General features: G+C 32.7%; 11 protein-coding genes. 1 reads left to right on the top strand and 10 read right to left on the bottom strand.

What is annotated here, in order from left to right; translation table 11 throughout:
• From EC396_RS10890 to EC396_RS10845, 10 genes are all read right to left on the bottom strand, one after another.
• On the bottom strand, positions 1-1,650 hold a 1,650-nt coding region (locus EC396_RS10890), incomplete at its 3' end, for a hypothetical protein (protein ID WP_164975249.1).
• A 259-nt stretch (positions 1,651-1,909) separates the two neighbouring features.
• Positions 1,910-2,905, bottom strand: coding sequence for a glycosyltransferase family 2 protein (locus EC396_RS10885; RefSeq protein ID WP_129366727.1), 996 nt, complete (start codon positions 2,903-2,905; stop codon positions 1,910-1,912).
• 6 nt (positions 2,906-2,911) lie between these two features.
• Positions 2,912-4,450 (bottom strand): glycosyltransferase family 2 protein, encoded by a 1,539-nt coding sequence (locus tag EC396_RS10880; protein WP_129366726.1) that lies wholly within the window; start codon positions 4,448-4,450, stop codon positions 2,912-2,914.
• On the bottom strand, positions 4,447-5,592 hold the full coding sequence (locus tag EC396_RS10875; RefSeq protein ID WP_129366725.1) for a glycosyltransferase family 4 protein: 1,146 nt from the start codon (positions 5,590-5,592) through the stop codon (positions 4,447-4,449). The genes EC396_RS10880 and EC396_RS10875 overlap by 4 nt, the downstream gene beginning before the upstream one ends.
• On the bottom strand, positions 5,589-6,665 hold the full coding sequence (locus EC396_RS10870; protein ID WP_129366724.1) for a glycosyltransferase family 4 protein: 1,077 nt from the start codon (positions 6,663-6,665) through the stop codon (positions 5,589-5,591). The genes EC396_RS10875 and EC396_RS10870 overlap by 4 nt, the downstream gene beginning before the upstream one ends.
• The gene (locus tag EC396_RS10865; RefSeq protein WP_129366723.1) at positions 6,658-8,055 is read right to left on the bottom strand and encodes a CDP-glycerol glycerophosphotransferase family protein; all 1,398 of its coding nucleotides are present in this window, start codon (positions 8,053-8,055) and stop codon (positions 6,658-6,660) included. Before EC396_RS10865 ends, EC396_RS10870 begins: the two co-directional genes overlap by 8 nt.
• 1 nt (position 8,056) lies before the next feature.
• Positions 8,057-9,022 (bottom strand): D-isomer specific 2-hydroxyacid dehydrogenase family protein, encoded by a 966-nt coding sequence (locus EC396_RS10860; RefSeq protein WP_129366722.1) that lies wholly within the window; start codon positions 9,020-9,022, stop codon positions 8,057-8,059.
• Positions 9,009-9,701, bottom strand: coding sequence for a cytidylyltransferase domain-containing protein (locus EC396_RS10855; RefSeq protein WP_129366721.1), 693 nt, complete (start codon positions 9,699-9,701; stop codon positions 9,009-9,011). The genes EC396_RS10860 and EC396_RS10855 overlap by 14 nt, the downstream gene beginning before the upstream one ends.
• A complete protein-coding gene (gene neuC / locus EC396_RS10850) occupies positions 9,701-10,858 on the bottom strand; it encodes a UDP-N-acetylglucosamine 2-epimerase (protein ID WP_129366720.1) in 1,158 nt (385 codons plus the stop codon). Before neuC ends, EC396_RS10855 begins: the two co-directional genes overlap by 1 nt.
• Before the next feature lie 589 nt (positions 10,859-11,447).
• On the bottom strand, positions 11,448-11,786 hold the full coding sequence (locus EC396_RS10845; RefSeq protein WP_129366719.1) for a GIY-YIG nuclease family protein: 339 nt from the start codon (positions 11,784-11,786) through the stop codon (positions 11,448-11,450).
• A 949-nt stretch (positions 11,787-12,735) separates the two neighbouring features.
• Here EC396_RS10845 and EC396_RS10840 point away from each other — a divergent pair.
• Positions 12,736-13,713, top strand: coding sequence for an IS110 family transposase (locus tag EC396_RS10840; protein WP_129366718.1), 978 nt, complete (start codon positions 12,736-12,738; stop codon positions 13,711-13,713).
• Positions 13,714-14,254: the final 541 nt, after the last annotated feature.

Below are 14,254 nucleotides of genomic sequence, written 5' to 3'. Positions count from 1 at the left end.
AGACCCTTCGACAGGCTCAGGGTGACATTGAGTGTTGTCAGTCTGAGCTTGTCGAGGACTTTTTACATTTTTCTCTATATCATGAGATTCCGCATCAGGTGCGGAATGACGGTTGGCTGAGACAGACATAGGGTGACATTGCGTTTCGTCATGCTGAACTTGATTACTCACCAATCTTTTTTTAATGCTGTGTTCGTGAATCTTCGATTTCAGCAGCTCATCATTGCTTTTCATATCATGAGACCCTTCGACAGGCTCAGGGTGACATTGAGTGTTGTCAGTCTGAGCTTGTCGAGGACTTTTTACATTTTTCTCTATATCATGAGATTCCGCATCAGGTGCGGAATGACGGTTGGCTGAGACAGACATAGGGTGACATTGCGTTTCGTCATGCTGAACTTGATTACTCACCAATCTTTTTTTAATGCTGTGTTCGTGAATCTTCGATTTCAGCAGCTCATCATTGCTTTTCATATCATGAGACCCTTCGACAGGCTCAGGGTGACATTGAGTGTTGTCAGTCTGAGCTTGTCGAGGACTTTTTACATTTTTCTCTATATCATGAGATTCCGCATCAGGTGCGGAATGACGGTTGGCTGAGACAGACATAGGGTGACATTGCGTTTCGTCATGCTGAACTTGATTACTCACCAATCTTTTTTTAATGCTGTGTTCGTGAATCTTCGATTTCAGCAGCTCATCATTGCTTTTCATATCATGAGACCCTTCGACAGGCTCAGGGTGACATTGAGTGTTGTCAGTCTGAGCTTGTCGAGGACTTTTTACATTTTTCTCTATATCATGAGATTCCGCATCAGGTGCGGAATGACGGTTGGCTGAGACAGACATAGGGTGACATTGCGTTTCGTCATGCTGAACTTGATTACTCACCAATCTTTTTTTAATGCTGTGTTCGTGAATCTTCGATTTCAGCAGCTCATCATTGCTTTTCATATCATGAGACCCTTCGACAGGCTCAGGGTGACATTGAGTGTTGTCAGTCTGAGCTTGTCGAGGACTTTTTACATTTTTCTCTATATCATGAGATTCCGCATCAGGTGCGGAATGACGGTTGGCTGAGACAGACATAGGGTGACATTGCGTTTCGTCATGCTGAACTTGATTACTCACCAATCTTTTTTTAATGCTGTGTTCGTGAATCTTCGATTTCAGCAGCTCATCATTGCTTTTCATATCATGAGACCCTTCGACAGGCTCAGGGTGACATTGAGTGTTGTCAGTCTGAGCTTGTCGAGGACTTTTTACATTTTTCTCTATATCATGAGATTCCGCATCAGGTGCGGAATGACGGTTGGCTGAGACAGACATAGGGTGACATTGCGTTTCGTCATGCTGAACTTGATTACTCACCAATCTTTTTTTAATGCTGTGTTCGTGAATCTTCGATTTCAGTATCTCATCATTGACTTCAAAATCATGAGATTCCGCATCAGGTGCGGAATGACGTTCTTCAGGCTCAGGGTGACGTTGAGTGTTGTCAGTCTGAGCTTGTCGAAGACTTTTTAAACTCTTCTCTATATCATGAGATTCCGCATCAAGTGCGGAATGACGGTTGTATTTAGATTCAATAGAGGTCAATTCTTTCTTCGAAAAGGGAGCTACAACCTTCACCTCATCGACATATTTCAACCATAAATTCATTTCTTTTACATAAGGTTCGTAAGCAAAGAGTTCTTGCTCATGAATTTTATGTTCGGCATGTGTGATGATGGTGAATTTCATTGTTTCAAAATTACTTATTGAGTCAAAAATAAAACTAAATAGCAATATACAATCATGTTTTAAGCTTTTATCCCTAAACTAATTGAAGTTTTTTTGCTTTTGCAAATGCTATACGTTTTCACGCTTTGACCCCAACCCTAAAGGGTGAGCGTGAAAACTAACATAATTATTTTTCTACTTTCGGTTTATTCAAAAATAATGAAAACCACCCTAGCAATCTACCTGAAGCTTCCGTAAATGCTTCTTTTCTTTTATTTGTAGTGAAAATATTGGTAAACCGTATGCCTATTAACAACAATACAATGGCATTCCATTTAAATCTAGCATTCAAAGAAGGCTTGGGATATTTTACATTCCAAACATACCAGCCATTGCGTACCACCATTTTTCCATATTGATATTGATTGGGTCTTCCACTTGGCTCATGATGGTGTTCTAACTGTGCTGCTGTATTTATATATAACTTACCTTCTTTTGCTACTCTTAAAGAAAAATCAGCATCTTCATACAAGCCATAACCTTCAAAATAAGTTGAAAATTGTAGTTTTTGAAATACTTCCTTTCGATAAGAGGCAACACCTCCCATTAGTTGTTCAACTTCATATATTTTTCCTGAAGGTGGTAAATAAGAAACTGAACGCCCATTGGAGAATTTAGGCATAAAACCAGGTTTGGTTTTATCAACCAATCCCAATTGTTTACGCAATACAAACCGACTTCCTTCCTTACGAATATATCCATCAAAACCATATTCACTTTTAGTCAATGCTCTATTCGACTGCTCCCAACCTACTTCATTACCAATATAACCTCCAATAGCCAATGCTTCTGGATAATTATGATAAGTATTAATCAATTCTTCAAAATAATTGTTCTCTAAAATAGTATCATCATCTAAAAAACAAACTATTTCACTCTCTTTTGCTACTTTTGAAATTCCGAAATTACGTTGTTTGGTTAAGCCTCTATGCGCATCTGAAACTAAATAATAACTTAGATTTTTGAAGGTTTTATTGTCTAATGCCATTTTGGAAGCAGCATCTAAAGAGCCATCCACAATAATTATTTCATTGGGATACAAGGTTTGTTTCTCAACTGAATCCAGTAAAGTTATCAATGCTTTTGGACGTTGGTAAGTACAAATGACGAGACTAAATTTCATAACAATTTATTTATAACGTTCACCTATCCCTATTAAACCTTTTGCATATTGCATAGATTTACTAAATTGGATTTGTTTGTACGGATATTTAAAAAAACGAAGTAACAATTCCTTTTTAGGTGCTTTAAAAAGATATATGAAAAAATGTTTATTTCGCCATTCTGAAATTTGATACGGTTTGAAATGTTTTAAAATTCCGTAGGTAATTGTTGGACTTGGTACAGGTTTGAAATATTTAACTGGATTGTCTAATTCCCATGGTTGTTGTTTTCTTTTTTTACCCAAAATACTAGCTTGACTCCCCCACCATCTATAGCCCCCTACTGGAGGTTTTAAATGTAAATTTGCAGAAAAAGGATTGTGTAAAACTATAGCTCCATTTTTTAATAAACGTAATCCATAATCACTATCCTCTCCATAACCTCCATCGAAATTAACATCATTATATCCAATTTTATTTACCCATTCTCTTTTTACACAAGAATTGGCATTGCTAAATGACTGTGCTACTCCAACACGCCATCTTTTACCACCTAACTTAGTTAGTCTGTTTTCTAAATCATCTAAATTTTGATACACATTTTCCGCCATAATATCCAATCCATTACAGGCATCTGCATTGTATGTTTGTAATAATCGAATATGATTTTCCACAAAATTAGGTTGAATTCGAATATCGTCATCTGCAAAAATAATATAATCGCCTGTACATAATGCTAACGCTTCATTTCTTGCTCTACAACTTCCTTTTGTAGTTTGCCATTTCACATCAATTTTAAAACTAAAATCTTTTTGTTGATAATACTTTGGATCTCTTTCACTTTCTGGTGTTGCATCAACAATAACAGCTTGCGTTATTTGATATGTTTGATTTTTATGATCTTCTAACAATAATTGACTATAAGCTTGCCTTTTCATTGTTGGTATTACCAAGCTAACTGTTGGACTCCCTTTAATTTCATTCAATTTTCTGATAGAAATAACTTTGGATGCTTTAATTGTAAAATGTTTTTTTGCATACTGATAAGCTTTGTATTCAGAAAATATATTTTTCAAGCCTTTTCTGTACAACATATAAATACTATGATGTGGTTTTACATGTTTTCTATAAAATAAATACCTATCATTATTAGATATTGAAACTTGATTGTTTTTAGCATTAAACAAACCTTTTACATACATTGGAACACCAAACTTTAAACGCAATAATGCATAACCAAAGTCAAGACCTCTCATTGTATCCGATTCATACATCTCATCAAAACCTCCCATTTGCTCCCAAACAGATGCTCTTACCACAAAATTAGCACTGTTAACTCTCCAAGAGATAACCTCTTCTTGTTCTTCAAAATCATTTAAAAACCACCAATAAACAGCTGTTTGATATATAATATCTTCAAAAGCATTGGTAAAACCCTGGTCTAATGAACTATGCCAAACATCACCTGCTCCTAAAACTAAATTTTCTATTTTTTCCAAATCTGGTGTTCCTGCATACAATACAATTTCTCCTGACTTGGTGATGTGTTTTTTTAAATTATTCATTTAATCATTCTTTTATAAAATTCTAAGCTCTGCTTTGCAACCACTTCTTGTGAAAAAAACCTTTCTACTTTTAACCGTGCCTCTTTCCCAAATTGAGTTCTTAATTGTTCTTCATTTAACAATTTATGAATTTTTTGAGCATACACTTTATGATTTGTTGGATGAACAAGATACCCATTTATACCATCATCAATCACTTCGTTTGCCCAACCTATATTTGATGCAACAATTCCTTTTTTTAGCGCCATTGCCTCAATCCATGAAACAGGTAAGGCTTCAGCGAAGGTAGGAAATACACAAACAGCAGCGTCTTCAACATGTTGTTTTATGGATTCATAGGGTACAGCACCTACATAAGTTACTTTTTTTAATGCTTCTGTAGTAAATAAAGGTTGCATTAACTCCCAAGTTGACGAACTTCCTGTGACAATGTCACTTGAATCGTTTCCTACTAAAACCAATTGCGCTTTAGGGTTTAATTGTATCAATTCATTAAATATCAACGGCAATTCGAGTAATCCTTTTTTACGAATCAAAGTTCCATAGTATAGAATCGTATGTACTTTAACTTCAGTCTTTATATTTTCATTAAACAGTGTTATATCTATGCTATTGGGAATAATCGTAAAATCCTTTGATACATTAAAAATGGTATTGGTTACATTGGCCGTAAACTGACTTACAGAGATGAGGCCATTTGCCTTTTTCAAAGCTCTTTTTTCATGAAACTTGTTGATCCATTTTACTTTTCGACCATCTAAATGGCAAAAATAAGTATCAGAACCATGTAATTTTAAAATAACGGGACACACTTTAGGTTGAATAAAAGAGGTAATCCCTGTCCAATCTGGTGCTTCCACTAGATCTATTGCTTTATTTTGATACAATTCGTTTATTTTGTTTGCTATCTTTTTACGTGTCAACCACCAAGACAGTCCTTTGAATTTTTTATTTTTAATTTGATGTACTTCAATCTTACCATCAAAAAAAACAGCATCTTTTGTTTGACCATACACTAAAATAACAACCTTGCAACCTTCTGCTATTAAACTCGAAGCTAAGTTTTTTATACTTGTTCCAATACCTCCAGATTTACCCATTGCTAAATGAGGATATTCAGGTGTTAAGAAGGCTATTTTCATTGTATATATATTAAATGATTATCAACCATTTTTTCTAAATTGAATTCACTTTCAATTAAAAAATTTGTTTCATTAGAAATTTTTAATTCGCCCAATATAATTCTTTCTAAAAGTACTTTTAATTCATTAACATTCCCTGGCTCAAAAATAAAACCATTTTTGTTATGTGTTATCACTTCCAAATTCCCACCTACAGTTGTCGTAATAACAGGTACATTTGACGCTAAGCTTTCTAAAATAGACAAACTAAAACATTCCATATACGTAGGTTGAATCATATAGCTATAATTAGCAAACAATACATTTAAATTGGCTGAACTTCCTTTAAAATGGATACTACTTGTTAAATTTAATTGAGTGCATATTGATTTTAATTCATTTTCATAAGGTCCTTCTCCAAAAACATCTATTTGAATTGTATTTTTAATATTACTTGGCAACTGTGAAACAGCGATTAACAAATCCTGTATACCTTTAGAATAACGTAAATGTGAAGTTACTATAAACTTATTTTTATGTTCTTGTGTTCTTTTTTTAAAAACTGAAGTATCAATGCCATTATAAATAACCATAGTTTTTTTATTTAAAAAGAAACCATAATCTTTTAAAATGCATTTTTTAGTGTACACCGAAACACCTACAAATAGGTCTATATACTTACTATAAATAATTCCTTTTAGTTTATTTTTCATTCTTTTTTTTAATGAAAAACCTACTAATGGCCTAGGATTATGATCTACAGCGATTGTTTTTTGGATACCATTTTTTTTTGCTTCTTTAAAAAATGACGTACACAAAGCTATAAAATGAGTCACCAGTATATTGTACGATCTATTTTTTTCATTCAAATTATTTATAAAAAAGGATTCTACCGAACTGGATTCAGCACTAAATATTGTTAAACCTTCAAAGAATTGTATTGGTTCTTTATAGCTACTAAAATACCAGTGTACTTGATAACCTAATTCTTTCAATTTTTTATCATAAGCAACAAAAAAACGATCCATCCCGCCAATTCTATTGGGATTTAAGGCATAATTGCAAACTATGGCGATGGTTTTATCTTTATGCATTCAATTGAGCTAATGTTTGTACAATCCGTTTACTCGTACCATTCAATTCTTTGCTTATCTGTAAATCAATCAATTCTTTACGTTGTTTTGTTCTTTGCTTAGGGTTATTAAGTTCTGAATTTATTGCTTCTATCAGTTCCTCAGGTGTTTTAGCAATTACAACAGCACCACTTTCTACAACTCTTTTATAATGGTCATAATTTAAATATTTTTGATCATTGTACATTCCATTTTGAACATTTCCAAAAACAGCGTTTATAACTGGTTTATCAAATAACATGAAATCTAAGCTCATAGTAGAACACATATTTATGTTTAGATCTGAATAAGCTAATAATGCTCTTAAATCAGTAACATCTTGTTTGTCAGGCACCCGTTGCGACCATGTTTCTGTATGATTAGTTCGTGTTAATGGCCATTTAGGAATATTCCATTGAATAAAGTCGAACTTTTTTTGTAATGCTTCAAATCTACTCCCATCTTCAGCTGGCGATGTTCTAACTACAAAATTAACTGGTTCTACAATTTTATTATTTTGAATAAAATTAGCAATACAATCAATATAATAAGGATCTAATTTACTAGTTGAAACATCCCCACAACTATAATAAATTGTTTTTTTAGTTGCATCCAAATTAAACCTTTGCACAAAATATGCTTTATCTGTAAAATATATATCCATTACATAGGGTTCAAATTGAGGCGTACCAATTACATGAATTTGTCGATTGCTGATTTTGCTATAATAATAAAGTAATTCGTGTTTCATTAAATCACTCCAAACAAAGTAATTATCGAAACTACCTAGCATCCTTCCTTTTGATGGTAAATTATCCCAACTAAAAATAAATGTACCTGTTTTTATTTTACAACTTTCTGCTGCACCTAAAAATGGAGCTAGATTATAAGGGCGTTGATGTGTGAAAAATAAAAAATCAGGTTTATCCTCATTCAAATATCTTTTATATTTAGCAACTACATCACTGTATTTTAACGAAATAAATTGTGACTTTTCAAAAATAAGTATCCAAAACTCACTATTTAAATAAGTTGTAATTTTATAAATAACTTTAGTTAGACTTCCTTTTAAACCAGTCCATTTTTTAGGGTAGCCATTTGTTAAACTCGAACGAATTCCAAAAGATTTCTTATGTAATTGCAAGTGAGCAACCTCTTTTAATTTTCTAAAAATCCAACTTATTTTTGATTCTTTATAAATTTCTAATTCTCTAAATGAAATTCCATTTAATAATTCTTTTTTATAAACATCTTTTATTAAACCCGAATATATTATAATTTCATTACCATTTGATTTCAACTCTTTAATAAAATCACTCAATATAAAATTTCGATAACCTACACCATCCGCTATTACAATCCCTATTTTCATCTTAATTCAGAATTATATTTAACAATTTTTGAGCAACAAAATTTTCAGTCCTTTCAATGGATTCATAAGTATTTCCTCCAATATGTGGTGTGATTAAAACATTTTCATGTGTTTTCGATAAATGCACCAATGGATGATTCTCAATCGTAGGCTCTCCATATAAAACATCTGTGGCGTAGCCTCCTATTTTTCTTTTTTTAATCATTAAAGCTAATTCATCTTCATTTACCAACCCACCTCTTGAAGTATTTATTAAAAAACATCCTGGTTTCATATAATTTAATAAACGCTTATTAACCATAAAGTGTGTCTGCTCGTTGTAAGGTAAATGAATAGATAAAACATCAACAATTGAAAATAATTCCTCTGCAGATTCGCATTTCATAAAACTACTATTGGTAGTTTTATGAATTATATCATAATAATAAACTTCCATTCCAAATGCGAAAGCATAATTAGCAACAATCTCACCCAACCTACCAAACCCTAAAATACCTATTTTTTTTTCATATAATTCTGTGCCTTCAAATAAATATCTATTCCACAAACCAGATTCAACATGTTTAAAAGCAGATTTGGATTTTCTTATTAAAGCCAACATCAATCCAAAAGTATGTTCAGCTGTTGCTCTAATCTCTCTTAAAAATTCAAATTCATTTTTTAAACTTATTACCTTTATTCCAAATTCTTCACAAGATTTAATATCAATATGATCTAATCCAGTAACAGCACAAAGAATATATTTACATTTTACGCCTTTTAAAATGCTTCGGGTTAGTTTGTGATTTAATCTAAACCAAAAAATATCACATTGCTTTAAACAATCGACTAATTCTAATTCAGTTGTAAGTTGTACATAATTTACGATTGCAATACTTTTAAGTTGCTGCTCTGCATCCTTAGCTAGCTTATCTATCCCCGAAATACAGGCTTTCAGTTTTTTAAAATTAGCACTATAACTTTCCATTTTTCCACATTTTAATCATCCCTTCAGCCAACAAAAAATCTCGCTCTGTATCTATGTTCAACCAATGAGATTCTGGCATAATATATGCTTTTTTAGAAGCTCCCATCAATAGGCCCGTTTTTAAAAAAAAGGATGTTTTTACAGCATAAATACTTCCATTTCTCAAATATACTTTAGCTAAATCTTGCCTTCTTTTTGTTTCATTTTCCTTTTCTAATGAAAACATTTGATTACTATTATTAAGCGTATACATACGAGCTGGATGGATATCTTGCAACTCCACTACCGATACCACATTGTTTAATGAATCATCATTTTTAAATAAAGAAATTACATTATCTATATCATGCCCTGTTCTAATTGGAGCTGTAGGCTGTAATAATAAAACCAAATCGTAGTTATCATTTATATCATTTATTACTTCTTTAACCACATCTGTAACAGGTGAATCATCTAACGAATTACTTTCAATTCTTTTGAAAACTGGGCTGATAAACGATTTTGCTATCGTTAAAATTTCATCATCTTCTGAAGCTACAACAAAATGTGTTATTAATTTACTTTCTTTTGCTGCTTGAATTGAATATGCCAATAAGGGTAAGCCATCTAGCATTTTTATATTTTTTCTTGGAACACCTTTAGAACCTCCTCGTGCTGGTATAATACCTAAAACCCTCATTAATATGTAATTGTTTTATGAAATTGTAAAGGTATACGTTCTAATAAATTTGCAATTTTGATCCCAGAATCACCCTTCCCATAAACAGTTGAAGCCTTGCATTTACCATTTGATATTGCTTCGTTTATAGCTGTTTCAATTTCAGATTGACTATAACCTACATTTTTTACATTACCTCCTTGTTCTCGGTTATGCTGCCTAGATCCAATGTTTATTACGGGTATTCCTAAATAGGCACATTCTCTAATCCCTACACTTGAATTACCAATTAAACATTGACTATGCTGTAACAAGTTTAAAAAATCAAATCCTTCCATGTTTTTAAAAAAATGCACATGAGGTAATTGATGTTGTTCTCTAAACGAACGAATCCCCGTTGAGGTACCATCAGAACCTGCATCAACATTGGGCCAAAACCAAAGTGTTGGCAACTTTAATTGAGCAATCGCATTTAAGGTAAGCTCTATATGTTTACGAGAATCTTTATATTCAGTAGTTACAGGATGTTGCATTACAACCACATAACCATTGGTTAATGATGGTTTTGCACCAACACCACCATATTTTAGATATGGATCAAATTGCAAATTCGATAATTTTGAAACTTCATTTGCAATATCAATAGAAGGGCAACCTGTATTAAATACCATTTCTGGGTTTTCACCTAATTTTATAACACGTGCTTCAGCACCTTTAGAAGCTACAAAATGATAATCTGCCAATTTTGTAATGGCATGTCTCACCTTTTCATCTATGTTCCCTGTCACTTCCCCACCTTGGATATGCGCCAAAGGAATATTCATATAAGAAGCTGCAATGGCTGTTGCCATAGTTTCAAATCGATCTGCTATGGTTACCACTATATCTGGTTTTAAATTATCAAAAACTGTTGATAATTCCAAAATACCTATACCTGTAGTTTTTGCTGCAGCTGTTAAATTTTCACCTTCCAAGACATTAAATACCTTAGCTGCAATATTAAAACCATCTCTTTCAATATAATTTACTGCAGATCCATATCTATCCAATAAAGCAGATGCTGCAACTACCAATTGCAATTCTGTTTTTGGATTGTTTTTTAGTGCTGTTAAGACCGTTTTAATTCTACTATAAGAAGGTCTGGCTGTTATAACTACGGCTATTTTCCTTTTATTCATGATAATTTTCTATCAGTTTTTAAAAGTATATATTTTTAGGGAAGTGAAAAAATCTAAGGGTAGTTTATTTGTTAAAAGAATAAAGAGACGTAAAGGGAATGCACTGAGATGACTACTACTTCAAAGGCTTCACTTCAATAGACCTCTACTTTAAAAGACTCCACTTCGACAGGCTTCCACTTCGACAGGCTCAGTGTGACATCAAGGTTTTTAATCAGCATTTTTCTATTTAAACTACCTGTCAGTCTGAGCCTGTCGAAGACTTGTATATTTCCATTTTACTGTCAGTCTGAGCCTGTCGAAGACTTGTATATTTCCTTTTCACTGTCAGTCTGAGCTTGTCGAAGACTTGTATATTTCCATTTCAATGTCAGTATGAGCTTGTCAAAGACCTAAACATCTCCTTTTTACTGTCAGTCTGAGCTTGTCGAAGACCTGTATATTTCCATTTTACTGTCAGTCTGAGCTTGTCGAAGACCTACTACACTTTATATTTTCATTATCAAAATACACTTCAACATACCCCCACTTCGACAAGCTCAGTGTGACATCAAGGTTTTTAAGCAGCTTTTTTCTATTTACCCACCTGTCAGTCTGAGCCTGTCGAAGACCGGTCTGTGTCTGTCGAAGACTTCCCATATTGCGTATAGTTCTTTGAATATTCGACTAACTTTTCCCAATTATCATTTATGATAGCTTCTTTTTTTCTCCTAGACCAACCCTTAATTTGCTTTTCAATTGAAATTGCCTCATCTATATTAGAAAATTCTTCATACCAAACTAATTCAACTGGTCTTTTATTATAGGTATAAGCAGTGCTACTTTTCCCTGAATTATGCTCTTGAATTCTTCTTTCTAATGAATTTGTAACCCCTGTATAATATGATTTGTCTTTACATTTAACAATGTATACATAATATTGTTTCATAGCATTTTTGATTTTACGTAATAAGTTTTAGACTTCTAAAATTTATTTATTTTCATTTACTTTAACACTGTCAGTATGAGCTTATCGAAGACTTATATATCTCCATTTCACTGTCAGTATGAGCCTGTCGAAGACCTACTACACTTTATATTTTCATTATCAAAATACACTTTGAAAGACCCCCACTTCGACAAGCTCAGTGTGACATCAAGGTTTTTAATCAGCATTTTTTATATTTAACCCACCTTGTCAGCCTGAGCTTGCCGAAGACTTGTATATTTCCTTTTTACTGTCAGTCTGAGCCTGTCGAAGACCTACTACACTTTATATTTTCATTATCAAAGCTCACCTATACAAGGTCCCACTTCGACAAGCTCAGTGTGACATTTAAGTTATAATGAGTATTTTTCTATTTTACCCACCTGTCAGTCTAAGCCTGTCGAAGACTTGTATATTTCCTTTTCACTGTCAGTCTGAGCTTGTCGAAGACCTACTACCCTTTATATTTTCATTATCAAAGCTCACCTATACAAGGCCCCACTTCGACAAGCTCAGTGTGACATTTAAGTTATAATGAGTATTTTTCTATTTAACCCACCTTGTCAGCCTGAGCTTGCCGAAGACTTGTATATTTCCTTTTCAATGTCAGTCTGAGCCTGTCGAAGACCTGTAACACTTTATATTTTCATTATCAGAATACACTTCGAAAGACCCCACTTCGACAGGCTCCTTTAGATTTGCATTAAGGAATTTTAATTAAATTTAGAAAGAGAAAAGAAGTAAAAGTAAACTATGACATGCGCTCTGAGATTTTATTCTCGTGTCCTGATTTAGACTTTTACTTCTCTGCTCATCAAATACTCAAATAGAAATTCGGGATTTAAAGCCCATTATTAAGGAGTTAAGTAACTGATGATTTCTCTATTCTGTTTCACTTAATAACAAATTTATGAAAAACTTTATTATTGGTATCGACATTAGCAGTAAAACATTAGATATCTGCGTTAAAGAAAGTCAAGAACTTTCCCATTTTGAAATTGAAAACTCACAAAAAGCTATTCTTAAATTCTTTCGTGTATATAAAGAAAATCAAGTTATAGTGGCTATGGAAAACACTGGGAGATATAACTGGAATTTATTTGAAGTTTTACCGAAATTTAATTTTAAAATATATGTATTGAACCCTTTGCATTTATCTAAAAGTTTAGGCTTAGTTAGGGGTAAAGATGATAAAACAGATGCGTATAGAATCTGTTTATTTACTGAAAAAAACAAAGAAGATTTAACGCTTTGGAAGCCCACGCCTAAAGCTATTAAAAAGCTAAAAATATTCATAACAGAACGTACTTCTAGAATAAAAATGAAAAGACGTCTATTAAAACAACAACACGATTATAAACTAATGAAAGATGTTGGCCTTGACAAAGAATTAGCCAAACTAAACAAACAATTTATAGACCAAATTGTCAAGCAAATAAAATTGATTGAACAAAAAATTCAGACTATAATAAATGAAGACTCTATCCTAAAACAACAAGCCAAATTAATTAGCAGTGTGCCAGGTGTAGGAAAGATATTAACTTGGACAATGATTGCTAAAACTGAGGGTTTTACTAAAATAACAGATCCAAGAAAGATGGCCTGCTATACTGGAGTGGTTCCTTTTGAATATCAATCAGGAACTTCGGTTTATAGAAAGCCTAGGGTGTCAATGTTTGCAGATAAACCAACCAAAGCTGTATTGCATTTAGGTGCTATGAGCGCCATTAGACTTAACAATGATTTAAGAGTTTATTACCTTAGAAAAGTAAATGAAGGCAAAAATAAAATGCTAGTATTGAATGCTGTAAGAAACAAAATTATTCATCGTATTTTTGCCGTTATCAAAAATCAAGAATTTTATAAAAATCCTTTGGTTTTGTCATAGAAATCAGTGTGACATCAAGGTTTTTAATCAGCTTTTTACTATTTTACAGCCCCACTTCGACAGGCTCAGTGTGACATTTAGGTTTTTAAACAGCATTTTTTATATTTAACCCACCTTGTCAGTCTGAGCTTGTCGAAGACCAGTCTGAGCTTGTCGAAGACCTACTACACTTTATATTTTCATTATCAAAATACAATTCAACAGACCCCCACTTCGACAGGCTCCTTTAGATTTGCATTAAGGAATTTTAATTAAATTTAGAAAGAGAAAAGAAGTAAAAGTAAACTATGACATGCGCTCTGAGATTTTATTCTCGTGTCCTGATTTAGACTTTTACTTCTCTGCTCATCAAATACTCAAATAGAAATTCGGGATTTAAAGCCCATTATTAAGGAGTTAAGTAACTGATGATTTCTCTATTCTGTTTCACTTAATAACAAATTTATGAAAAACTTTATTATTGGTATCGACATTAGCAGTAAAACATTAGATATCTGCGTTAAAGAAAGTCAAGAACTTTCCCATTTTGAAATTGAAAACT

The sequence above is a fragment of the Lutibacter sp. HS1-25 genome (assembly GCF_004121075.1).
In the GTDB taxonomy this organism is placed as follows: Bacteria; Bacteroidota; Bacteroidia; order Flavobacteriales; family Flavobacteriaceae; genus Lutibacter.
This window is presented reverse-complemented; position numbering and strand designations above follow the sequence as displayed.

Coding starts and splice junctions, on each gene's coding strand:
- EC396_RS10860 (WP_129366722.1), bottom strand. CDS start 9,022: ATGGAAAGTTATAGTGCTAATTTTAAAAAACTGAAAGCCTGTATTTCG.
- EC396_RS10880 (WP_129366726.1), bottom strand. CDS start 4,450: ATGAATAATTTAAAAAAACACATCACCAAGTCAGGAGAAATTGTATTG.
- EC396_RS10870 (WP_129366724.1), bottom strand. CDS start 6,665: ATGCATAAAGATAAAACCATCGCCATAGTTTGCAATTATGCCTTAAAT.
- neuC (WP_129366720.1), bottom strand. CDS start 10,858: ATGAATAAAAGGAAAATAGCCGTAGTTATAACAGCCAGACCTTCTTAT.
- EC396_RS10885 (WP_129366727.1), bottom strand. CDS start 2,905: ATGAAATTTAGTCTCGTCATTTGTACTTACCAACGTCCAAAAGCATTG.
- EC396_RS10845 (WP_129366719.1), bottom strand. CDS start 11,786: ATGAAACAATATTATGTATACATTGTTAAATGTAAAGACAAATCATAT.
- EC396_RS10875 (WP_129366725.1), bottom strand. CDS start 5,592: ATGAAAATAGCCTTCTTAACACCTGAATATCCTCATTTAGCAATGGGT.
- EC396_RS10855 (WP_129366721.1), bottom strand. CDS start 9,701: ATGAGGGTTTTAGGTATTATACCAGCACGAGGAGGTTCTAAAGGTGTT.
- EC396_RS10840 (WP_129366718.1), top strand. CDS start 12,736: ATGAAAAACTTTATTATTGGTATCGACATTAGCAGTAAAACATTAGAT.
- EC396_RS10865 (WP_129366723.1), bottom strand. CDS start 8,055: ATGAAAATAGGGATTGTAATAGCGGATGGTGTAGGTTATCGAAATTTT.